This is a genomic window from Stenotrophomonas sp. NPDC047960, from assembly GCF_043204395.1.
Taxonomy (GTDB): Bacteria; Pseudomonadota; Gammaproteobacteria; order Xanthomonadales; family Xanthomonadaceae; genus Stenotrophomonas.
This window is the reverse complement of record NZ_JBIDBX010000002.1, coordinates 69371-92720: the sequence shown is the minus strand read 5'-3', so window position 1 is coordinate 92720 and position 23350 is coordinate 69371. Positions and strand designations below refer to the sequence as shown.

At 68.1% G+C, this 23350-nt stretch carries 19 protein-coding genes; 16 read left to right on the top strand and 3 right to left on the bottom strand.

Annotation, left to right across the window (positions count from 1 at the left end; translation table 11 throughout):
• Positions 1-5: 5 nt before the first annotated feature.
• Positions 6-626, bottom strand: coding sequence for a hypothetical protein (locus ACGFZ3_RS06040; protein ID WP_392917854.1), 621 nt, complete (start codon positions 624-626; stop codon positions 6-8).
• Positions 627-717: 91 nt separating this feature from the next.
• Positions 718-3138, bottom strand: coding sequence for a penicillin-binding protein 1A (locus ACGFZ3_RS06035; RefSeq protein ID WP_392917851.1), 2421 nt, complete (start codon positions 3136-3138; stop codon positions 718-720).
• Between the two features lie 225 nt (positions 3139-3363).
• On the opposite strand from ACGFZ3_RS06035, the gene ACGFZ3_RS06030 reads away from it, so the two are divergent.
• The 14 genes from ACGFZ3_RS06030 to tkt all read left to right on the top strand — a co-directional run bounded on the left by ACGFZ3_RS06030 (position 3364) and on the right by tkt (position 19395).
• Positions 3364-4422, top strand: coding sequence for a pilus assembly protein PilM (locus tag ACGFZ3_RS06030; RefSeq protein ID WP_038686523.1), 1059 nt, complete (start codon positions 3364-3366; stop codon positions 4420-4422).
• Positions 4422-5237 (top strand): PilN domain-containing protein, encoded by an 816-nt coding sequence (locus ACGFZ3_RS06025; protein WP_392917848.1) that lies wholly within the window; start codon positions 4422-4424, stop codon positions 5235-5237. Before ACGFZ3_RS06030 ends, ACGFZ3_RS06025 begins: the two co-directional genes overlap by 1 nt.
• Complete coding sequence (locus ACGFZ3_RS06020; protein WP_392917845.1) at positions 5234-5908, top strand: type 4a pilus biogenesis protein PilO; 675 nt, start codon at positions 5234-5236, stop codon at positions 5906-5908. The genes ACGFZ3_RS06025 and ACGFZ3_RS06020 overlap by 4 nt, the downstream gene beginning before the upstream one ends.
• A 35-nt stretch (positions 5909-5943) precedes the next feature.
• On the top strand, positions 5944-6438 hold the full coding sequence (locus ACGFZ3_RS06015; protein ID WP_392918869.1) for a pilus assembly protein PilP: 495 nt from the start codon (positions 5944-5946) through the stop codon (positions 6436-6438).
• Between the two features lie 20 nt (positions 6439-6458).
• Positions 6459-8441, top strand: a complete 1983-nt coding sequence (locus tag ACGFZ3_RS06010) for a type IV pilus secretin PilQ (protein WP_392917842.1) — start codon at positions 6459-6461, stop codon at positions 8439-8441.
• 124 nt (positions 8442-8565) lie between these two features.
• Positions 8566-8835, top strand: coding sequence for a YkgJ family cysteine cluster protein (locus ACGFZ3_RS06005; protein WP_392917838.1), 270 nt, complete (start codon positions 8566-8568; stop codon positions 8833-8835).
• A 92-nt stretch (positions 8836-8927) separates the two neighbouring features.
• Positions 8928-9959 carry an AAA family ATPase gene (locus tag ACGFZ3_RS06000; RefSeq protein WP_392917835.1) on the top strand — a complete coding sequence of 344 codons (1032 nt, stop codon included), beginning with the start codon at positions 8928-8930 and terminating at the stop codon, positions 9957-9959.
• A gap of 7 nt (positions 9960-9966) precedes the next feature.
• A complete protein-coding gene (locus tag ACGFZ3_RS05995) occupies positions 9967-10893 on the top strand; it encodes a DUF58 domain-containing protein (protein WP_392917832.1) in 927 nt (308 codons plus the stop codon).
• Positions 10890-11351 (top strand): DUF4381 family protein, encoded by a 462-nt coding sequence (locus ACGFZ3_RS05990; protein ID WP_392917829.1) that lies wholly within the window; start codon positions 10890-10892, stop codon positions 11349-11351. The genes ACGFZ3_RS05995 and ACGFZ3_RS05990 overlap by 4 nt, the downstream gene beginning before the upstream one ends.
• A complete protein-coding gene (locus tag ACGFZ3_RS05985; RefSeq protein WP_392917827.1) occupies positions 11348-12352 on the top strand; it encodes a vWA domain-containing protein in 1005 nt (334 codons plus the stop codon). The genes ACGFZ3_RS05990 and ACGFZ3_RS05985 overlap by 4 nt, the downstream gene beginning before the upstream one ends.
• Positions 12349-14067 (top strand): tetratricopeptide repeat protein, encoded by a 1719-nt coding sequence (locus tag ACGFZ3_RS05980; RefSeq protein WP_392917824.1) that lies wholly within the window; start codon positions 12349-12351, stop codon positions 14065-14067. Before ACGFZ3_RS05985 ends, ACGFZ3_RS05980 begins: the two co-directional genes overlap by 4 nt.
• Positions 14064-15752, top strand: coding sequence for a BatD family protein (locus ACGFZ3_RS05975; RefSeq protein ID WP_392917822.1), 1689 nt, complete (start codon positions 14064-14066; stop codon positions 15750-15752). The genes ACGFZ3_RS05980 and ACGFZ3_RS05975 overlap by 4 nt, the downstream gene beginning before the upstream one ends.
• Before the next feature lie 67 nt (positions 15753-15819).
• Positions 15820-17145 carry a dicarboxylate/amino acid:cation symporter gene (locus ACGFZ3_RS05970; RefSeq protein ID WP_392917819.1) on the top strand — a complete coding sequence of 442 codons (1326 nt, stop codon included), beginning with the start codon at positions 15820-15822 and terminating at the stop codon, positions 17143-17145.
• A 240-nt stretch (positions 17146-17385) separates the two neighbouring features.
• Positions 17386-19395, top strand: coding sequence for a transketolase (gene tkt, locus ACGFZ3_RS05965; RefSeq protein ID WP_392917816.1), 2010 nt, complete (start codon positions 17386-17388; stop codon positions 19393-19395).
• 280 nt (positions 19396-19675) lie between these two features.
• Here tkt and ACGFZ3_RS05960 read toward each other — a convergent pair whose 3' ends face one another.
• Entirely contained in the window at positions 19676-21625 is a 1950-nt protein-coding gene (locus ACGFZ3_RS05960; protein WP_392917813.1) for an acetyl-CoA hydrolase/transferase C-terminal domain-containing protein, read from the bottom strand.
• Between the two features lie 126 nt (positions 21626-21751).
• Here ACGFZ3_RS05960 and ACGFZ3_RS05955 point away from each other — a divergent pair, with 126 nt between their 5' ends.
• Together ACGFZ3_RS05955 and ACGFZ3_RS05950 are read left to right on the top strand one after the other, a co-directional pair.
• Complete coding sequence (locus ACGFZ3_RS05955) at positions 21752-22117, top strand: BlaI/MecI/CopY family transcriptional regulator (protein WP_392917810.1); 366 nt, start codon at positions 21752-21754, stop codon at positions 22115-22117.
• Positions 22110-23348, top strand: a complete 1239-nt coding sequence (locus ACGFZ3_RS05950; RefSeq protein WP_392917807.1) for a TonB family protein — start codon at positions 22110-22112, stop codon at positions 23346-23348. The genes ACGFZ3_RS05955 and ACGFZ3_RS05950 overlap by 8 nt, the downstream gene beginning before the upstream one ends.
• The last annotated feature ends 2 nt before the right edge of the window (positions 23349-23350 follow it).

The window sequence follows — 23350 nt, the reverse complement described above, 5'->3', positions numbered from 1 at the left end:
GGTACTCACCCCTCCGCCAACAACAACCGCAGCTGCGCAGCCGATGCACGCCGCATCGGCTTTTCATCGATGCTCGACAGGGGCGGCTGACGCAACCCATCGTAGGGCAGGACGGCCACGTCGAAGGTGAGCCCTTCGGCGCTGAACAGCCATACCGGAACATCCAGCGTGCGTTCGCGGTCCAGACGCAGGCGACGCGTGCGGGAGTCGGCGGGAATGCGGTGTTCCTCCAGGAAGCGCTGCACCGCATCGGCGTCGTCGCTGTGCAGCTGGAGCTGCACGGGGCTGTTGGCATCGGCGGTGCCATCCAGGACCGGCCCGCACAGACGTGGGGCGAATCCATGCAGAAACTCCAGCGCGCGCAGCGCTGCCTCGCGCCGGTGGCGCAACTGCGCGTCATGCCCGGCACCGGCAAACAGGCGCTGGTACTCGCGCAGTGCCTCTTCGATCTCGGTATTGCGCGGCAGCGAAGCATCGTCGTGGATGCCCAGCCGTCCGGCGGCTTTCAGCTTGGCCTGGTGGTAATCGCGGAGACCACTTTCGGCCATCAACCGGGCCGCCTCATGGGCAAGCCGGTGGCGGCGTTCGCGGGTCTGGCTCTGCGAGTGCTGTCGTGCCCGATGCATGAGCGACTCCCCTCTTGCGACCTGGCACCGAATGTACACCGACCGTGTGACATCGATGTGGTGCCGGCCGCCGGCCGGCACCCCGGTCCCATCAGAAAATATCGAACGCCGCGTCGTCGGCCTGCGGTGTCTGGGTGTTGAAATCGTACTCGGCCAGTTTTTCCATGTCCTCCACCTTGACCCATTCGGTGGCGCCGTTGAGCGTGGCCTGGACCATGCCGGTCGGCGGTTCGTTCTGCGCGATCGGCGTGTCCTTCAGCGCCACCCGCATGTAGTCGATCCAGATCGGCAGCGCGGCACGGCCGCCGTACTCGCGGTACCCCAGCGAACGGAAGTCGTCGCGACCCACCCACACGGTGGTCGCGTAGGGTCCGCCGAAGCCGGAGAACCAGGCATCGCGGTGGTCGTTGGTGGAGCCGGTCTTGCCGCCCACGTCTTCGCGGCCGAGCACCTTGGCTGCGGTGCCGGTGCCGCGCTGGACCACGTCACGCATCATCGAGACCAGCTGGTAGGCGGTGCGCGCATCGATCGCACGCGGTGCGGTGCGCGCGTTCGGGTCCACCGGCACGGCCGGCTCCGCGGCCTGCTGGGGCTTGGCCGGGCCGGCCGGCGCCGGTGCGGTGGCGGCACCGAAGTTGAAGCCGTCCACCACCTGGCTTACCGGCGCGCCGCCACTGGTGCCTACGCATTCGCGGCAGGCGCGGGCCGGGTTCTCCTTGAACACCAGATTGCCATCGCGGTCGCTGACCTGGTCAATCAGCCAGGTGTCCACGCGCGAGCCGCCGTTGGCGAACACCGCATAGCCGCGCGCCACCGACAGCGGGGTCAGTGAGGCGGTGCCCAGCGACATCGACAGGTTCGGGGGCAGCTCGGCTTCGGCGAAGCCGAATTCGCTGATGTACTTGCGCGCGTACTCCACGCCCATGCCATCGAGCAGGCGCACTGACACCAGGTTGCGTGACTGCACCAGCGCTTCGCGCAGGCGCATCGGGCCACGGAAGCCGCCGCCGTCGTTCTGCGGCTGCCAGGTCTTGCCGCGGCGGTCGCGGAACACCACCGGCGCATCCAGCACGATCGAGGCCGGGTTGAAGCCCTTGTCAAACGCCGCCGCATAGATGAAAGGCTTGAAGCTGGAGCCCGGCTGGCGGCGCGCCTGGGTGGCGCGGTTGAACTTGTTGCCGGAGAAGCTGAAGCCGCCCACCAATGCCTTCAGCGCGCCGGTTTCAGCATCCAGTGATACCAGCGCGGACTGGCCGCGCGGGATCTGGTCCAGCAGCCATTCGCCTTCCTTGGCGCCGGCGCGCACGCGCACGATATCGCCGCGCTGCACCAGCTTGGCCGGGGTCTTGTTGGTCCACCTGGCCGCCGACGCCGGCAGCACCAGCTCAGTACGGTTGGCCAGCACCACCGTGGCGCTGCCATCGGCGCCGGTGCCGGCCACGATGGCCGGCAGCAGCCCGGACTGGGCGCTGATGCCGCGCAGGTGCGCGGCCATGGTGGTGGCATCGTCGCCCGCGCCCAGCGCCACCTGCTGCTCCACACCGTGCCAGCCATGGCGGTGGTCGTACTCCAGCAGGCCATCGCGCACGGCCAGATTGGCGGCGGTCTGCATGTCGGCGTTGATGGTAGTGGTGACGTGGTAACCCTTGTTGAGCACATCGCCACCGAAGCGGGCGATCATCTCCTGGCGGACCAGTTCGGCCACGTAGCGGGCCTCGACCTGCACCGGCGGCTCATGCGCGCTGGCGTGCATCGGCACGGCTTTGGCCGCGTCGGCCTCGGCCTGGCTGATGAAGCCCAGGTTGGCCATCCGCTGCAGCACGTAGTAGTCGCGGCGCTCGCGGGCACGCTCGGGATTGCTGATCGGGTTGCCGCTGGAGGGGAACTTGGGGATGCCGGCCAGCGAGGCCATCTCGTCCAGGCTCAGCTCGCCCAGCTTCTTGCCGTAGTAGAACTCGGCGGCTGCGGCCACGCCGTAGGCGCGGTTACCGAAGAAGCTCTTGTTGAGGTACAGCTCGAAGATCTCGTCCTTGCTCAGTTCCTGCTCGATCTTGCGCGCCAGCAGGATCTCGGCCAGCTTGCGGGTGTAGCTGTACTCGGAGCTGAGGAAGAACTGGCGGGCCACCTGCTGGGTGATCGTCGACCCACCCGGAACCCGTTTGTCGTTGGTGGTGGCCAGCAGCCAGACGGCGCGGCCGATGCCCTTGTAGTCCACGCCCCCGTGTTCGTAGAAGCGGGCGTCCTCGGTGGCCAGGAAGGCCTGCTTGAGGCGCTCGGGCACCTCCTTCATGGTGATCGGGGTGCGCCGGGACTCGCCGAACACGGCCATGAGCTTGCCATCGGCCGCATAGACGTACATGGGCTCCTGCATCTCGATGTCGCGCAGGGTCTGGACGTCCGGAAGACGCGAGGAAATGGCGTAGTACAGGCCCCCGGCGACCGCGGCGCCGATCAGTGCCAGGACCAGGAAGGCGACCAGCAACCAGCGCAGCCAGCGGCGAAGGCGAGTCATCAGTGTCAGATTCCGATTGCGAATTTCGTGGCCGCAGAGTATAGATTACGCAAGGGAACGGCTGGGGTTGTTCCCGGGGAGAGCATTTCGGTCACCGTCAGGGGACGGGTGAAACGTGTCGTAAGTACACGTTTTGCACGTTGATGGTTGCGAATTGCAAAAAAAACGTTATTAATGCGCGGGCGCAAGTTTTGCGTCCAAGTGCCCGTCGGCAGGGGAGAAACCGTGGGGCTTATCCCAAAAAGCCAGTCGCCGCTTATTGGCGTCGACATCAGCTCGACTGCAGTAAAGCTCTTGCAGCTTTCCCGCAGTGGCAATCGTTTTCGCGTGGAACATTACGCCGTGGAACCACTACCGCCGAATGCGGTGGTGGAAAAGAACATCGTGGAAGTGGAGGCCGTGGGTGAGGCCATCCGCCGCGCGGTGAACCGTTCAGGCACCAAGGCCCGGCATGCTGCCGCGGCCGTGGCCGGCTCGGCGGTCATCACCAAGCTCATCCCGATGCCCGCTGACCTGGACGAGAACGACATGGAAGCCCAGGTCGAGCTCGAAGCGGTCAATTACATCCCGTACCCGATCGAGGAAGTGAACCTCGATTTCGAGGTGCTCGGCGCGATTCCCAACAACCCGGAAATGGTCCAGGTGCTGTTGGCGGCGTCGCGGTCGGAGAACGTCGAGCTGCGCCAATCGGCGCTGGAGCTCGGTGGCCTGACTGCGCGGGTGATGGATGTTGAGGCCTTCGCGGTCGAAAACGCCTTCGCGCTGGTAGCCAGTGAACTGCCGATCGCCAGCGATGGCGTGGTCGCGCTGGTCGACATCGGCGCCACCATGACCACCCTGAACGTACTTCGCGGCGGGCGCAGCCTGTACAGCCGCGAACAGGTGTTTGGTGGCAAGCAGCTGACCGACGAGGTCATGCGCCGCTACGGGCTGACCTACGAGGAAGCGGGCCTGGCCAAGCGCCAGGGTGGGTTGCCGGAAAGCTACGAGATGGAAGTGCTCGAGCCGTTCAAGGAAGCCACGGTCCAGCAGATCAGCCGGCTGCTGCAGTTCTTCTATGCAGGCAGTGAGTTCAACCGGGTCGACCACATCGTGCTGGCCGGTGGTTGCGCGGCGCTGGCCGGTCTTCCGGAGATGGTGGAGGAACAGCTGGGCGTGGCCACCGTGGTGGCCAATCCGCTGGCGCAGATGACGCTGGGTCCGAAGGTGCAGGCGCATGCCCTGGCCCAGGACGCACCGGCGCTGATGATTGCCACCGGTCTGGCGCTGAGGAGCTTCGACTGATGGCAAGAATCAATCTATTGCCCTGGCGCGCCGAGCGGCGCAAGCAACGCCAGCGCGAGTTCATGACCATGCTGGGCTTTGCCGCCATTGCGGGCGTGGTGCTTTCGGCGCTGATCTGGTTCTACTACGACCGCCAGATCAGTGGCCAGGGCGACCGCAATGCGTTCCTGACAGCCGAAATCGCGCGGGTCAAGGAGCAGAACAAGGAAATCGACCGCCTTGATCGCCAGAAGGACCGCCTGCTGGCGCGCAAGAAGGTGATCGAACAGCTGCAGGCCAAGCGCTCGCAGATGGTGCACCTGTTCGACGCGCTGGTCCGGACCATTCCCGATGGGCTGGTGCTGACCGCGCTGAAGCAGGAAGGCGACATCCTCACCCTGGAAGGCCGTACCCAGTCCAATGCCCGGGTCAGCGCCTACATGCGCAACCTGGAAAGTTCGGGCTGGATGACGAAGCCGGAACTGTCGGTGATCGAAGCGCGCAAGCCGGAAGAAGAGAAGGACAAGCCGGTCGGTCCCGTCTCCGACATCTCCGCGCTGCCGTACGTGTTCGTGGTCAAGGTGACGCTGCCGGCACAAAGCGAAGCGGTTGACGGTATCGCGCCGGATGGGACCGTGGTGGCACCGGGCACCGACCCGAATGCCGCGCCGGCCGCCCCCGCCGTGGCCCCGCTGGCCCCGGCCCCGGCCGGAAGTGCTGCCCCGGCCACTACGCCGACCCCGGCCGCCGAGCCGGCGCCTCCGGGCAGTCGCATCGTTCCCGCCCCGGCCGCGCAACCGGCGGCGTCCAGCACGCCGCAGAAGGGGGCCGCATGAGCCAGAAGAAAGTCAACCTGAAGGACCTGGACTTCAACAACATCGGCAATTGGCCGCAGCAGGCGAAGATCGTTTTCTGTGCGCTGCTGTCGCTGTTGATCGTGGTGCTGGCCTGGTTCGTGCTGATCAGCGGCAAGCGTGAAGAGCTCGACTCGCTGGAACGCACCGAGGTCTCGCTGCGCGCCGATTTCGAGAAAGAGCAGGGCCGCGCGGTCAACCTGGAGCCGCTCAAGCAGCAGCTGGCGCAGATGGAGCAGGTGCTGCAGCAGATGCTGCGCCAGCTTCCCAGCAAGACCGAGATGCCGGACCTGATCATCGACATCTCGCAGACCGCGTTGTCCAGCGGCCTGGTCAACGAGCTGTTCCAGCCCGGTGAGGAAGTGCCCAAGGAGTTCTACGCCGAAAAGCCGATCGCCCTGCGCATGGTGGGCAGCTACCACCAGTTCGGTGCCTTCGTCAGCGGCGTGGCCTCGCTGCCGCGCGTGGTCATCCTGACCATGCACGACATCAATCTCAAGCCCAAGGACCCCAAGACCGGCATTACCGCGCGCAGCGGCGCGCTGGAGCTGTCGGGCACGGTCAAGACCTACCGTTACCTGGACGACGTGGAAATGGAAGCGCAGGAGAAAGCGGCCGCACAGGCAGCAGGCCCGAACGGAGGCACGCCATGAACCTGGCCAGCACCGCACGGGTATGTGGCCTGCTGATGCTGGTCCTGTTGGCGGGCTGCGCACGCAGCATCTCCAGCACGCCCGGTGACGCGCCCAACCTGGAAAAGTGGGTTGCCGACGTGCGTGCACGCCCGGCACCGCCGCTCGAACCACTGCCTGTCATGCAGCAGTTCGAGACCTTCGAGTATTCCGCGCAGGGCATGCGTGATCCGTTCACCGATGCCTGGACGACGGCCCAGGGGGGCTCGGGCCTGCGTCCGGATCCGAACCGCCGCAAGGAGCCGCTGGAAGCCTTCCCGCTGGACTCTCTGGACATGGTCGGTTCGATCGGCAAGGGGAGCGCACTGGTCGCGCTGGTGATGGCGCCGGACAAGGTCACCTACCGGGTGCGTCCGGCCGTCTACATGGGGCAGAGCGACGGCCGGGTGACCGGGGTCTTCGAAGACCGGATCGAACTGATTGAACTGGTGCCGGATGGCGCGGGCGGCTGGCTGGAACGGCCTGCATCGCTTGCGCTTGAAGATCAATGAATGATTATGGGGATAGCACGATGACCTTTTCCAACGCCATGCTGCAGCGTCCCGACCGGCGCCCGAAGCTGATCCACCTGTGCGCGCTGGGAGTCGCGCTCATGGTGGCCAATGGCACCCTGATGGCGGCGACGCCGGCAGCTGCAGCCACGACCCAGGGGGCCGGCGCCGCGCCGGCCGTCGCACCGGCTTCGCTGGCGGTGTCCAAGATCGACTTCAAGCGCGGTGAAGACGGCAGCGGCCGGCTGATCCTGCAGTTCGATGGGAAGGGCGCCAACCCGGACCTGCGCAGCCAGGGCAACAGCGTCGTGATCGACGTTGGCAACGCGACCCTGCCGGACAACCTGCAGAAGTCGATCAACGTGGTCGACTTCGCCACGCCGGTACAGCGCATCGATCCCAAGCCCTACGGCGGCGGCACCCAGCTTGTGCTGGATACCAACACGCCGTTCGAGTCGCTGGCCTACCAGACCGGCAACGAATACGTGGTCGAGATCAGCGCCCGCAAGAGCGCCCCGGCTACCGGCGCGATCAACGCCACCACGGTGACCCAGGCGGCCACTGCAGTGGCCCAGCGCGGATACAGCGGCAAGCCGGTGACCTTCAACTTCCAGGACGTGCCGGTGCGCACCGTGCTGCAGTTGATCGCCGAAGAGTCCAACCTGAACATCGTGGCCTCTGACACCGTCGAAGGCAACGTCACCCTGCGCCTGGTCAACGTGCCTTGGGACCAGGCGCTGGACATCGTGCTGCGGGCCAAGGGCCTGGACAAGCGTCGTGACGGTGGCGTTGTGTGGGTCGCCCCGCAGCCCGAGCTGGCCAAGTTCGAGCAGGAGAAGGAAGACGCCCGCATCGCGATCGAGAACCGCCAGGACCTGATCACCGATTACGTGCAGATCAACTACCACAACGCAGCGCAGATCTTCAAAGCGCTGACCGAGGCCAAGGGCATCGGCGGCGGCAGTGGTGGTGGTGGTGGCGGTGGTGCCGGCAGCAGCAGCTCGCAGGAAGACAGCGGCTTCCTCTCCTCGCGTGGCCGCCTGGTGGCTGACGAGCGCACCAACACGCTGATGATCAGCGACATCCCGAAGAAGGTCGCGCGCATGCGCGAGCTGATCAACGTGATCGACCGCCCGGTCGACCAGGTGCTGATCGAAAGCCGCATCGTCATTGCCACCGACACCTTCGCGCGTGAACTGGGTGCCAAGTTCGGCATCACCGGCAGCCGCGACAACGTCTATTTCAGTGGCAACACCAGCAGCAACCACGACAACATCACCAGTGACGCCGAGAACGCGACCGAGTACCAGGAAGCGCTCAATGAGTGGGCTGCCGGCGGCGGTACCGGTCCGATCCCGGTGCGTCCCCCGCGCACCATCAATGCCGGTGGCCTGAACTGGAACCTGCCGGTGGCGGCGGCCAGCAACCCGGGTTCACTGGCCCTGTCGATCCTCAACGCCGGCTACCTGCTGGACGTGGAACTGTCGGCCATGCAGCAGGAATCGCGCGGTGAAGTGATCTCCAACCCGCGTGTGGTCACCACCAACCAGCGCGAAGCGGTGATCAAGCAGGGTAAGGAAATCGGCTATGTGACCATCACTGGCGGCTCTGCCGGCCAGGCGGCCACGCCCAACGTGCAGTTCAAGGAAGTGCTGCTCGAGCTGAAGGTCACCCCGACCATCACCAACGACAACCGCGTGTTCCTGAACATGGCGGTCAAGAAGGATGAAGTCGAAAGCTACATCGTGCTGGAGGGCTACGGCCAGGTTCCCTCGATCAACCGCCGCGAAGTCAACACCGCGGTGCTGGTGGATGATGGCCAGACCGTGGTGATCGGCGGCGTGTACGAGTTCACCGACCGCAACAGCGTCAACAAGGTGCCGTTCCTGGGCGACGTTCCCTTCCTGGGCAACCTGTTCAAGAAGCGCAGCCGCAACAAGGACAAGGCCGAACTGCTGGTCTTCGTCACCCCGAAGGTGCTGCGCGTGGCCAAAACCAACTGAGTCGCAGATCCAGCAGACGGTTGGCAAGCAAGAATCCGGTGCCCGCAGGGGCGCCGGATTTTTTTTTGGTCCGTCCATCGGAAACGGTTCAGGGCAGGGCAAGGGCGCCGCGCTATCCTGCTCCATGGCCCAGGCACACTGCTCCGGTTGCACCGCGCAATGCTGCCGGCTTACTGCCGTGCTGGCGCCGTCGGAGTGCGTCCCCTCGAACCTGACCACCGAGATTGCCGACGGCGTGCTGGCCATGGCCAAGAGCGCGGACGGCTGGTGCGTGGCGCTCGACCGGGAAACCATGTCCTGCGGCATCTATGCCGAACGCCCGCAGGTCTGCAGGCGCTTTGAAATGGCCGGACCTTACTGCAGCGCCATCTACGACGGCGCGGGACGGGCCTAGCCGCGTTCAGGCAATCTTGATCCCGCTGCGCGGCCAGCCCTGCCATCATGTGCGCGGAACCTTACGCCTGTTGCGTGGGTCAGATGGACGCCATGAACCTGCCACCCCCCATGCCCGCAATCGACCCCACGCCCTTCGTTGACACCCCCGAACACGACCGCCTGCATGCCGGCTTCCGTGCGCTGCGCGACTCGCTCGCGGCCGAAATCGTCGGCCAGGACGCACTGGTCGAGCGCCTGCTGACCGCACTGCTGGCCGATGGCCACCTGCTGGTCGAAGGCGCACCCGGGCTGGCCAAGACCACCGCCATCCGCGCCCTGGCGGCCCGCCTGGAAGCTGACTTCTCGCGGGTGCAGTTCACCCCGGACCTGTTGCCCGCCGACCTGACCGGCACCGAGATCTGGCGGCCGCAGGAAGGCTGCTTCGAATTCGTGCCTGGCCCGATCTTCCACCCCATCCTGCTGGCCGACGAAATCAACCGCGCACCGGCCAAGGTGCAGTCGGCGCTGCTGGAGGCCATGGGCGAGCGCCAGGTCACCGTGGGCCGGCATACCTATGCGCTGCCGGCGCTGTTCCTGGTGATGGCCACCCAGAATCCGATCGAGCAGGAGGGCACCTTCCCGTTGCCCGAAGCGCAACTGGATCGGTTCCTGATGCACGTGCGGATCGGTTATCCCGATTCCAACGCCGAAGCCGAGATCCTGCGTCTGGCGCGCGAGCGCGCGCGTGATGCGCTCGGCACTGCGCCGGCGCCGCCGGCGCGCATGCCGCTGGACGACGTGTTCGCCGCCCGCCGCGCGGTGCTGTCGCTGCACATGGCGCCGGCGCTGGAGCGTTACCTCATTGAACTGGTGCTGGCCACCCGCGACCCGGGTCGGTATGACCCTGCACTGGCAAAGCGCATCGCCTGGGGCGCCAGTCCGCGCGGCTCGATCGCGCTGGAGCGCTGCGCGCGTGCACGCGCCTGGCTGGCGGGGCGCGACTTCGTGACCCCCGAAGACGTGCGCAGCGTCGCCCCCGACGTGCTGCGCCACCGCGTGCTGCCGAGCTATGAAGCCACCGCCGAAGGTTGGGATGGCGAGCGGCTGGTGGCCGAGTTGCTGGCCCGCATCCCGGTGCCTTGAGACCGGCATGACCGCTACGGATGACACTGCTGCCACTGCGCTGGCGGGCAACGGCGTGCAGCCGACCCTGGCCGAGCTGGTCGCACTGCGGCGCAGCGCGCACCGGCTGGCGCCGGCGCGACGGGGGCGGCTGGCGCATGCGGGCCAGGCACCGTCACCCATGCGCGGCAGGGGAATGGAATACGCAGAATCGCGCGAATATGTCGCCGGCGACGATGCCCGGCATATCGACTGGCGGGTGACTGCCCGCACCGGACGCGCGCATACCAAGCTGTTCCAGGCCGAACGCGAGCGCCAGACGCTGCTTGTGGCCGACACCGACCCGGTGCTGTATTTCGGAACGCGGGTGCGCTTCAAGTCGGTGCAGGCCGCACGGGTCGGCGCCGTCGCGGCGTGGTTGGCACAGCGCCAGGGCGACCGCCTGTCCGCACTGCGCGGCAGCCGCACCGAAGCGCCGATCCCACCGGCCGGCGGCACGCGTGGCGTGCTGCGCGTGTTGGATGCGCTGACCCGCTGGTACGCCGCACCACCGCCCGACGATGCCGGCCTCGATCATGCATTGCAACAAGCCGCACGCGTGCTGCGCCCCGGCGCGCGCGTGGTAGTGCTGGCCGACCCGGCCCGCGCGGCCGCCATTGATGTTCCGCGCTGGACCGCGCTGGCCATGCACCATGAAGTGCAGTTGATGCTGCTGGCCGATCCGCTGGAGCTGGCGCCGCCGGATGGCGTGCTGCCGTTCCTGTCGCAGGGCCGGCAGGTAGTGCTGGATCTGCATGACAGCGCCGTGCGCGAACACTGGCACGCCCGCTTCGTTGAACCGCTGGAAACGCTGCAGCGCAGCGTCGGCGCGCGTCGCATCCAGGTGCACGTGGTGAGTACCGATGACGCCAGCGACTGCTGGCTGGGTCCGCTGCCGTCGACGGTGGTCGCATGAGCGCAGCCGCCTCGCTCCCGCTGCGCGACGTGCATCTGCCGCCCACTCCGTCCTGGTGGCCGTTGCCGCTGGGCTGGTGGGTGGTGCTGGCGGCGCTGGCGCTGGTCGTGTTGCTGGCGTGGGCGTGGCGCGCGCATCGACGGCGCCAGCAGCGCCGCTGGCTTCAGGTGTTCGACACCGCCGTGGATGCCGCAGACAGCGGCAGCGCCCAGGTCGCAACGATGGCCGAGCTGCTGCGCCGCGCCGCGCGCCGCCGCCAAGCGGGCGCGGAACTGCTGCAGGGCCAGGCCTGGCTGGAATTCCTCGATGCCCCCGGCAGCCGCGCTTTCTCCGACGGCGATGGACGCCTGCTGCTCGACGGTGGCTACCGCCGCAGCCTCGACGCGGCCGCCGTACAGCGTGTCCGCGACCTCGCGCGCGCGCGCTTCCTCGACCTGATCAGCAGGCGCGGCCGATGATCCCGGGCCTGTCTTCCGTGCTGCCGTGGCTGGATGCGCTGGCCTGGCCGTGGGCATTGCTGGCCCTGCCGCTGCCCTGGCTGATGCGCTGGTGGCCGCGCCGGAACGCAGTGGCCCCTGCGCTGCGCGTGCCCTATGCCGCCGGTGCCCTGGCCGCGCTGGGCCAGGCCACCGGCACTGGCGCATGGCGCGTCGGCCGGCTCCTGCTGTGGCTGGCCTGGGCCTGCCTGTGCGTGGCCATGGCCAGACCGCAGCAACTGGGCGAGCCGGTCTCCCCGCCGCAGCAGGGCCGGCAGATGATGCTCGCCGTGGACGTCTCCGGCAGCATGAGCGAACCCGACATGATGCTGGGCAACCAGGTCGTGCAGCGTCTTTCCGCAGCGAAGGCGGTACTGGCCGATTTCCTCGACCGCCGCGCCGGTGATCGGGTGGGGCTGCTCATCTTCGGCGAACGCGCCTATACGCTGACGCCGATCACCGCCGACCTCACCACGGTGCGCAACCAGCTCACCGACAGCGAAGTCGGCCTGGCCGGCCGCGACACCGCCATCGGCGATGCCATCGCACTGGCGGTCAAGCGCCTGCGCGAACAGCCTGAAGGCCAACGCGTGCTGATCCTGCTGACCGACGGCGTCAGCAACGCCGGCGTGCTGCAGCCGCTGCGCGCGGCCGAACTGGCCAAGGCCGAGGGCGTGCGCGTGTATCCGGTGGCCTTCGGCGGGGACGGTGGCATGAGCCTGTTCGGCGTGCAGATTGCCGCCGGCGACGATCCGGTGGACGAGGCCACGCTGCGCCGCATTGCCGACCTCACCGGCGGCCGTGCGTTCCGCGCGCGCAACACCGACGAACTGGCCGGCATCTATGCCGAGCTGGACCGGCTGGAGCCGATCACCGCCGCAGGCGCGGCGGTACGTCCGTATATCGAACGCTATGCGTGGCCGCTGGCGCTGGCCATGCTGCTGGGTGGGCTGGGCTGGCTGCTGCCGAGGCGCTGGGCATGAACACGCTGATCACCCACGTGCATCTGGCACGCCCTGCGTTGCTCTGGGCGCTGGCCGCGCTGCCGCTGATCGCGCTGCTCTGGACCTGGCGCCGCCGTCGCGGCAGCGTCTGGCGTCAGAATGTGGATGCGCACCTGCTGCCGCACCTGCTGGTGGCGGGTGGGCGCCGTGCGTGGAGCGGGCTGGCGCTGCTGTTGCTGGGCTGGACCCTGGCCGTGGTGGCCCTGGCCGGCCCTGGCTGGCGACAAGTGCCGCAGCCGCTGTGGCAGGCGCCGGCGCCGCTGGTGGTAGCGCTGGACCTGTCCTCGCGCACCACCGCCACCGACCTGCCACCCTCACGCCTGCTGCAGGCGCGGGCCAAGCTGGCCACGCTGCTGCGCGAGCGCAGCGGCGGTGAGGTCGCGTTACTGGTCTACGCCGACGATGCGTTCACCGTTGCGCCGCTGACCGGCGACGCCGCCAACGTGGCGTTGTACCTGGACGCGCTGGCCCCGGATGTGATGCCACGCGACGGCCAACGCGCCGACCGTGCGATTGAAGCGGCGGTGCTGTTGCTGCAGCAGTCCGGCGCCAAGGGCGGCGACATCCTGCTGCTGACCGACCGTGCCGATGACGCCGCACGTGCCGCGGCCGCAGCGGCCAAGGCGCAGAACATCCACGTCTCGGTACTCGGGTTGGGTACCGCAGCGGGTGCGGCGTACCGCAGCGGCGATGGCCAGATCGCGCGCGCGCAGCTGGAGCCGGACACCCTGCGCGCGGTGGCCGATGCCGGCGGTGGTCGCTATGCGCCGGTGGCCGACGATGAGGGCGACCTGAAGTCACTGGGTGTGCTGACCCCACGCACGAGCGCCGGCGGGCAGGAAAGCCGTCAAGGCGAAGGCCTGGCCTGGCGCGATGAAGGCTTCTGGCTGCTGCCACCGTTGATGCTGCTGTCGCTGTGGGCCTTCCGTCGCCGTGGCGTGGTGGCCGTTGCCCTGCTGTGCGTGATGCTGCCGCTGGCCATGCCCGCGCCCGCGCAGGCCGCCGAACGCAACTGGTGGCAGCGTGCCGACCAGCGCGACCAGCAGCGCGTGGCGGAGGGGGTGGATGCTTACCGGCGCGGCGATTTCCAGGCAGCGCAGCAGCAGTTCGAGGGCGTGAACGACGCCGAGGCCCGCTACAACCTGGGCAACGCGCTGGCCCGCCAGGGTCAGTACGACGCCGCGATTGCTGCCTACGACCAGGCGCTGGCCCTGCGCCCGGGCATGCCTGATGCGGTAGCCAACCGTGCCGCCGTGGAGGCCGCGCGCAAGCGCAAGCCGCCACCGGGGGGCGGGCAGCAACCGCAGCAACAACAGCAGAAGCCGTCGACGAAGCCGCAGCAACAACAGCAACAACAACAGAAGCAGGATCCCTCCTCGCAGGGCGAGCAGGGCCGGCCCAAGCCGGGGCAGGGCACGCCGCCGCAGGATCGCGATCCGGGCAAGCCCGACCCGGCCGAACAGGCGCGTGCCGATGCGGCCCAGCGCGAGCGCATGCGGCAGGCGCTGGAAAAACAGCAGGCCGGTGCGGGCAAAACCCCGGCGCAGCGCCGCGAGTCGAACGAAACGCCGCAGCAGCGAGAACAGCGCCAGGCGGTCGAGGCGTGGATGCGGCGGGTGCCTGATGAACCGGGCAATCTGCTGCGGCAGAAATTCCAACTGGAAAGCGAACGCAGGAAACGGGACGGACAATGAGCGCAGCACCTTCCACGCGACGTTGGTGGCGCGCCTGCGGCTGGCTGCTGCTGGGCGTGAGCAGCCTGGTCCAGGCCCAGCCCCGCGCGTGGCTGGACCGGCAGGCGATCAGCGACACCGACACGGTCACGCTCAACATCGAGACCGATGCCGGCGCACCGGATTACGCGCCGCTGCAGGCCGATTTCGAGCTCAGCGGCCAGACCAGCAGCCGCCAGGTGCAGTGGAGCCAGGGCGCGATGCAGTCGCGCTCGCTGTACGGCGTGGCGCTCAGCCCGCGGCGCAGTGGCGTGCTGACCATTCCCGCGCTGCAGGTGGGCGCGGCGCGGACCGCGCCCTTGCAGTTGACCGTGGCCGCCAGTGCCGCCGCGACGCCCGCCGTGCCCGGCAACGCCACCGCCTTCGTCGAAATGGAGGTCGATGACGCCAGCCCGTACGTGCAGCAGAGCGTGGGCGTGGTGGTGCGTCTTTACTACGCCTCCCAACTGCTGTCAGGCGAACTGGGTGTGGATGCGCCGGACGGTGCCTCGATGCAGCGCGTGGGCGAGGATCGCAGCCTGGTGCGCGAGGTCAACGGACGGCGATACAACCTGGTTGAACGCCGCTACCTGCTCATTCCCGAACGCAGCGGTCCGCTGGTGCTGCCCGGTGCACGCTTCAACGGACGCAGTGCAGGCGGCTTCTTCGATGACCTGTTCGGCGGCGATGGTCGCCTGCGCGCCAACGCGCCCGATCGCACCCTGCAGGTGCGCGCGCAGCCCGACGGCGCGCCGCAGCCGTGGCTGCCACTGCACGACCTGCGCCTGCGCTACACGGCCGCGCCCACCCGTGGCCGTGCCGGCGAGGCGGTCACGGTGGTGGTGGAAGCGGTCGCCGATGGCGCCACCCGCGCGCAGTTCCCTGAACTGCCGCCGCTGGATGCCGGCGCAGGCGCACAGGTGTTCGCCGAGCCGCCGCAGTATGACGAGACGTTCAACGGCAGCACCCCGCGCCTGACCCTGACCCGCCGCTATTCGGTGGTGCCACGCCAGCCCGGCACCCTGGTGATTCCGGGCCCGCGCATGGCCTGGTGGGATGTGCGCGGCAGCCAGCCACGCACCGCCACGCTGCCCGACCTGAGCCTGGCCGTCGCCGCCGGCGCCCCGGGCACGGTGCCCCCGCCGACAGCGCTGGATACCACCTCGCCCTTGCCCGGCACCACCGTCGCGCCGTCCGACGCCCTCACCGTGGCCACCGCAGCCGGCCGGCCGTGGGGCTGGATCGGGGCAGCGGCGGCCTTTGCGGCGCTGTGGCTGATGACCCTGGCATGGGCATGGCGCCGTCGCCGGCAGCCTGCAGCGTCTGGCGCCTCCCATGCGGTGGTGGGGCCTGTGACCGCGGCGCAGATGCCGTCCCGGAGTGCGCTGCGCCGCGCCCTGGACCACGAAGGGCTGGACGAGATCGTCGCGATGCTGGGCCGGCTGGGCGGCGTACATGGCCTGGATGCCGTGCTGGCGCGGCTGGCCGACCCGGCGCAACGGCAAGCGCTGCGCGACATGCAGGCCGCGCGCTGGAGCCGTGACGGGGGCGATGCGACCCAGGCGCGACAGGCGCTGCGCCGCGCCTTCCATGACGGACCGCACTGGCAGCCGCCGCAGACCGCGGAAAATACTGGACTGGCGCCGCTCTATCCTTCGGATCGCTGAGTGGCCACCGGGCCGGGGTGGCCGGCTTTGCTAAGCTCTTCCTCTAATTTTCAAGGAACACCGCTCCATGACTGAGGCCGCAACGACCCGGCAGAAGCTGCCATTGCATTGGAAAATGGGCATTGGCTTCGGGCTTGGCCTGCTGTTGGGGCTGATCGTGCACGCCGTCGGGCCAGGCATTCCCTGGCTGCCCGATGCTGCCCGCGCGGTGATGACCTACCTGACCACGCCGCTGTCGGGGCTGTTCCTCAACCTGATCTTCATGCTGATCGTGCCGCTGATCTTCTCGGCGCTGGTGATGGGCGTCTCGGAGATGGGCGACATCCGCTCGCTCGGCCGGATCGGCTGGAAGACCCTGGCCTACACCGTGCTGCTGTCGGGCATCGCGGTCGGCCTGGGACTGGTGCTGGTCAACGTGCTCAAGCCGGGTGTGGGCGTGGACCCGGCCATGGCCCAGCAGCTGCTGCACGAAAACGTCGAGCGCAGCCGTGAGATCGTGGCCAACATCGGCGAGCAGCCCAAGGGCATGGACATGCTGCTGTCGATCGTGCCCAGCAACGTGCTGGCCGCCGCCTCCAGCAACGGCGCGATCCTGTCGCTGATGTTCTTCGCGCTGATGTTCGGCATCGGCATGGTGCTGTCGCCGGATGAAAAGACCGCGCCGCTGCGCAAGGTCATCGAAGGCGTGTTCGAAGTCTCGATGACCCTGATCAACCTGGTCATCCGCCTGGCGCCTTACGCGGTCGCCTGCTTCATGTTCAACCTGGCCGCGATCTTCGGCTTCGACCTGCTGATCCGCCTGGGTGCCTACGTGGGCGTGGTGGTGCTGGCACTGGCGCTGCACATGGTGGTGACCTACGGTGCGGCGGTGTGGCTGTCGGGGCGGTCGCCGCTGGCGTTCTTCCGCGATACCCAGGAGGCCACGGTGATGGCGTTCTCCACCGCCTCCAGCAACGCCACCCTGCCGACCGCGCTGCGCGTGGCCGACCAGATGGGGCTGCCGCAGAAGGTTTCGCGCTTCGTGCTGACCGTGGGCGCCACCGCCAACCAGAACGGCACCGCGCTGTTCGAAGGCGTGACGGTGATCTTCCTGGCCCAGTTCTTCGGCGTGGACCTGAGCATCACCCAACAGCTGATGGTGATGGTGGTTTGCATCCTGGGCGGCATCGGCACGGCCGGCGTGCCGTCCGGCTCGCTGCCCGTGGTGGCCATGATCTGCGCCATGGTCGGCGTGGACCCGATGGGCATCGGCCTGATCCTCGGCGTGAACCACTTCCTGGACATGTGCCGCACCGCGCTCAATGTCACCGGCGACCTGGCCCTGACCACCCTGGTGGCCAAGGGCGAAACCGAGGAAAGCCCGGTTCCGGGGCCGGTCGTGCCGCGCAGCTGACCGCGCCAATACTGGGTTCGTTCAAGAAAGTGAAGGTCCGGGCGGATTCCGTCTGGTGAGGGAGCCCCCTTGTGTTAAGGGGGCGCGCCGACAGGCGCGGGGATAGGAGGCATGCCCCGGGGCCCGCGTTTCGCATCGCGAAACGTGGGGCAGATGTTGGCGCAGCGCAAGCGCGCCAGCGCTGGAGCTGCGACAATATCTCGCCCGCATTAAGCGGGAGCCTCCCGACCCGACAGACTCATGACGCAGCCCACCCGCCGCCAGTTGGCCAACGCCATCCGCTTCCTTGCCGCTGATGCGGTCGAAACCGCCAAGTCCGGGCATCCCGGCATGCCGATGGGCATGGCAGATATCGCCGAAGTCCTCTGGAACGACTATCTCCGTCACAACCCGAACAACCCGAAGTGGTTCAACCGCGACCGCTTCGTGCTGTCCAACGGCCACGGCTCGATGCTGCAGTACGCGCTGCTGCACCTGAGCGGCTACGACCTGCCGATTGAACAGCTCAAGCAGTTCCGCCAGCTGGGCAGCAAGACCGCCGGCCACCCGGAACATCATGAAACCCCCGGAGTGGAAACCACCACCGGTCCGCTCGGCCAGGGCCTGGCCAATGCCGTGGGCTTCGCGCTGGCCGAAAAGCTGCTGGCCCAGCGCTACAACCGCCCCGAGCACGAGATCGTCGACCACCGCACCTGGGTGTTCCTCGGCGACGGCTGCCTGATGGAAGGCGTGTCGCACGAAGCCGCCTCGCTGGCCGGTACCTGGGGCTTGGGCAAGCTGGTCTGTTTCTGGGATGACAACCACATCTCCATCGACGGCAACACCGCCGGCTGGTTCACCGACAACACCCCCGAGCGTTTCGAGGCCTATGGCTGGAACGTGGTGCGCGGCGTCGATGGCCACGACCCGGAAAGCATCAAGGCCGCCATCGAGAACGCGCTGTCGCAGTCCGACAAGCCGACCCTGATCTGCTGCCGCACCATCATCGGGTTCGGTTCGCCGGGCAAGGCCGGCAAGGAATCCAGCCACGGCGCACCGCTGGGCAAGGATGAGCTGGAAGCCACCCGCAAGCAGCTGGGCTGGAACTACGGCCCGTTCGAGATCCCGGAAGAGATCTACGCCGGCTGGCGTGCCGGCGGTACCGGCACCCTGCGCCAGGCCGAGTGGGAACAGCAGTTCGACAAGTACGCCGCGCAGTTCCCGGCCGAAGCCGAAGAACTGACCCGCCGTTCGCATGGCGAGCTGCCGGCCGATTTCGTCGCCAAGGCCGATGCCTACATCGCCCAGGTGCAGGCCGAAGGCCAGACCATTGCCTCGCGCAAGGCCTCGCAGCTGGCCATCGAAGCCTTCGCGCCGCTGCTGCCGGAACTGGTGGGCGGTTCGGCCGATCTGGCGCACTCCAACCTGACCCTGTGGAAGGCCAGCAAGTCGGTCGCCACTGACGACCCGAACGCCAACTATGTGTACTACGGCGTGCGCGAGTTCGGCATGACCGCGATCGCCAATGGCCTGGCCCTGCACGGTGGCTTCATTCCGTTCGACGCCACCTTCCTGGTGTTCAGCGACTACGCCCGCAACGGCGTGCGCATGAGCGCGCTGATCCCGGCTCACGCCATCCACGTGTACACCCATGACTCGATCGGCCTGGGCGAAGACGGCCCGACCCACCAGCCGGTGGAACACCTGGCCTCGTTGCGCTACATCCCGAACAACGATGTGTGGCGCCCGTGCGATGCGGTTGAATCGGCGGTCAGCTGGAAGGCCGCGATCACCCGCCAGGATGGCCCGAGCTGCCTGGTGTTCAGCCGCCAGAACCTGCCGCACCAGCCGCGCAGCGCCGACCAGGTGGCGCAGATCGCCCGGGGCGGTTACGTGCTGGCCGATGCCGAAGGCGGCGTGCCGGACGTGATCCTGATCGGTACCGGTTCGGAAGTGGGCCTGGCCGTGGCCGCCAAGGCCGAACTCGACGCGGCCGGGATCAAGACCCGCGTGGTCTCGATGCCGTCCACCGACGTGTTCGAGCGCCAGGACGCGGCCTACCGTGAATCGGTGCTGCCCAACGCGGTGCGCAACCGCGTGGCGGTCGAAGCCGGCGTCACCGGTTTCTGGCGCCAGTACGTGGGCCTGGACGGTGCGGTGATCGGTATCGACACCTTCGGTGCATCGGCGCCGGCCGAGGCGCTCTACAAGCACTTCGGCATCACCTCCGATGCCGTCGTCGCCGCCGCGAAGGCGCAGCTGGCCAACTAAGGGCCAGCAACCAACGTAGTGCGAACGGCGCTTCCCGGAACGGAAGCGCCGTTTTCATTTGGACGCGAAGGCGATGCAGATGCTGTCGCGGGTAGAGTCGGTTCCCGAACGACTGCCGACACGGGGGGGCGTTGCTGGGACGCATGACCTTCGAACGGAAACGCGCCTTCGTTTCAGGTCATGCGTTACCGGATGTTGCAGGGCCATCGGCAGTCGTTTGGGAACCGACTCTACCGGCGCGCGATGCGCGCCGCTTCAATGCCGGGCCTCTCGTTCAGCGTTACGAGGTGCGCGCCAATCCGAGGCGGACCAGGCGTGCTTCCACCTTCTCGCCGAACGTCTTCGGTGCGTCCAGGCCCATCCGCTGCAGGTACACCACGTCGCCATCGCCGGCCGGCTGGGTGAACGCGGCCAGCAGCGTGCGCAGCTTCGCGCCGCGCGTCTGGGTGTTCTGCTTCAGCCAGCCCAATGCCTTGACCAGGTGCTGCTCCACTTCGGTGAAATCGCTGCCCAGCGGATAGTCGGGCAGGGCGCCGGACTGGCGGAACGGCGCCAGCGATGCGCTCACCGCGGCGGCCGTATTGCGCCGTGCCCAATGTTCGGCCGCGACGAAACCGGTGGCCAGTTTCTTCGAGGCCTTCGCCGTCTGCAGCAGGTTGCCCTGGAACGCCGCATCGGTGATCGCCGCCATGCCGATCACACAGTCCTCGTCGGTGAGGTTGCGCAGGTCGGCGATGCCGTATTCGTTGATGTAGATATCGCGCAGGTGGCGCGGAATGGTGGTGTGCCCGTAATTCCAGCGCACGTTGGACTGCAGCGTGCCCTTGTCCTCGCGCACCGCGCGGAACATCAGGGCGCTGCGCGCTTCGGGCAGTGCGTGCGCCATCGCCACGAAGTTGTACTGTCCGCCCACCCCCGACACCACGCGGCCATCGTCCAGCGCATCGGACACCGCCGCCCCCAGCGCGGTGGCCATCATGCAGGAGTTGAAGAAACGCGCATGCCGGCGCTGCAGCCGTTCCAGTGCCTCGTTGCCGCCATACAACTGGTTGATCTCGCTGATCCGGCGCATGCCGATCGCGCGGGATTCGTCTTCCGGCAGGTCGCGCAGCCACTGGTAGAACTCCGGCGAGCCCAGGTAGAACGCGCCATGCAGGTACTCGCCTTCGGCCTCCAGCGTGGCGTGGTCGATGGTCAGCGTGCTGCCGCTTTCGATGCGTTCCATCAACGCCAGGTCATCGTGCACCTTGCGTCGGATCACCCCGGTCTGCACCAGCCGGCGGAAACCCTCATTGAGCATCTCGCTGCAGCCGTACAGGCCCACCTCGAACGGTTCCAGGCCGCCACACGCCAGCACCGTCGGATGGCTGGCCAGGGTCGGGTCCAGCGCGTGCAGGATCTGCCGGTAGCGGGCGTTGTCCGTATGCCGCAGCACCAACGCGTGGCTGATCGCATCGGCCAGCGTGCCGATGCCGATCTGCAGCGTGCCACCATCGCGGACCAGCGCGCTGGCATACAGGCCGATGGCGTAGTCGGCGTCGCTGACCGGCTGGCGCGGCAGTCCGAACAGCTCCGGATAGGGCGCCGGCGGGGTGATCACCAGGTCGAAGAAGGACACATCCACCGTGGCCGAGCCGCCCAGGTAGGGCAGCTGCGGGTCGATCTCGGCAATCAGCAGCGGGCGCGGCAGGCCACGCGCCAGCATCGCGTCGATGGTGTCCTGGGTGATGTCGTTGTTGCACGACAGCGACAGACGGCGGTCGTCGGGCCGCATCGCCACCTTCTGCACGATCGCGTGCGGCGCGCGCTGCGCCACCGCATCGGCGGCATGGGTGTAGTTGAGGCTGGTGTAGCCGCGCTGCGCCTGCGATGAACCGAGCAGCGCGCCGGACTGCATGTAGAACTCCTCCACCTGCACGTGGTCGGGCAGGCGGTCGCGCACCATCGCATCGGCGTAGGCCAGGCGCGGGAAATCCTCGCCGAAATGGCGCGCCGCGAACGGCGCCATGAACCGGGCCTCCAGCCCGCCACCGGCCTTGGGCGGGTTCAACGACAGCGCGGTGTAGATCTGCAGCGGACGCGAGGGGTCGTTCTCGATCCGCGCATACAGCGCGTTGAGCAGCCGGTGCGGCTTGCCCAGCGCCAGCGGTGCGCCGATGCGCAGCGGCCCGTCGACACGCTGCAGCAGCCAGTCGGTTGCAGCGTCCAGGTCGGTGAGATGCTCGGTCATGCGGCGCGTTCCTGCGAAGTCTGTTTTTCATTACAGCACTTCCGGCTTGAACGGACCCGTGACACGGGGGGTTGACAGCGCGAAAGATTACGCGCGTAATCGGATCGTCGATTACGGGTGTAAATGATGAGCCAGATCAGCGAAGCCGAAGCCGTTGTCATGGAAGTGCTCTGGAACCGGCACCCGCAGGGCGCCGATGAGGTGGTGGCCGCGCTGGCCGATCGCGACTGGGCCGAGCCCACCATCAAGACCCTGCTCAACCGGCTGCTCACCAAGGGTGCGATCAGCGCCAGCCGAGACGGCCGGCGCTACCTGTACTCGCCGGTGCTGCAGCGCCAGGCCTGGGTGGCCGAGCAGAGCAGCGGGATGCTGGACAAGCTGTTCGCCGGCCGGGTCGCGCCGCTGGTGGCGCATTTCAGCGAACGCGGCGAGTTGAGCGCGCAGGACATCGCCGAACTGAAGAAGCTGATCCAGGAGCTGGACCATGACTGAGCTGCTGCAGGGAGTGCTGCTGGCAAGCATGTGGGTGTCGATCGCCGTGGTGCTGCTGGCCGCGCTGCGCCCGCTGCTGCGCCGGCTGGGCGGCGCATCGCTGGTGTACCGCAGCTGGTGGCTGCTGCCGCTGGTGATGCTGGCACCGCTGTTGCCACTGCCCCGCGTGCCACTCGTCGAGGCCACGCCGGTGCACGCGCTGGGGGCCGCGCTGCGTGCGCCGGTGCTGCCGGCCGACGCGGTGCTGTGGCCGGCGCTGCTGGTCGCGCTGTGGGCGGCCGGTGCACTGCTTGTCGGCATCCTCCAGTGGCGTGGCCAGCGCCGCTTCGAACGTGGCATGGGCACGCTGCAGCGCCGCGGCGATGGCAGCTGGCAGGCCAGCGCCGATCCCGGCCTGCCGGCCCTGGTGGGCCTGTGGTCACCACGCGTGGTGGTCGGCCCGGATTTCGATCTGCGCTTCAGTGCGGCCGAACGCGCGCTGATCCTGCAGCACGAATGCCAGCACCGCCGTCATGGCGATCACTGGGCCAATGCCGCGCTGGCGCTGCTGCGCTGCCTGTTCTGGTTCCATCCGTTGTTGCCGTGGGCCTCGCGCCGCTTCCTGCGTGACCAGGAGCTGGCCTGCGACGCACGCACGGTCGACCCGCATCCGGCCTCGCGCCGGCTGTACGCCAACGCGCTGCTGAAGGCGCAGTTGGTCCACCCGGTTGCGCCCATGGCGTGCCACTGGCGCAGCCAACCGATGTTGAAGGAGCGAATTGCCATGATGAAGGAACACAAGCGCAGGGCGTTGCCGTGGGTGACCGGCCAGGTATTGGTGGTGGGGCTGTGCATGGGGCTGGGCGCGGTCGCCTGGGCCAGCCAGGCCGGCAGCGGCGGCAGCCCGGCGATCAGTGCCGAACCGTTCCAGTTCGCGCAGGAAGATGCGGCCAAGGCAGGGCTGGAGCGCCCGGTGACGATCGACAGGATGCCGCCGCCGAGCTACCCCGCCAGCGCGTTCGAGAACAACCAGAGCGGCGAAGTGGTGCTGCGGGTGGATGTGGACGCGCAGGGCAGGGTCAGCGATGTGCGCGTGCTCAGTGCAACCAACCCGGGCGTGTTCGACGCGGTATCGATCGCCGCAGCGCGGCAGTGGACCTACCGTCCGGCGATGAGGGATGGCAAAGCCGTGGCGGCCGCAGTCCGCATTCCAGTGAACTTCGCCCTGAGTGAAACGGTGACCGGCCAGTGAGG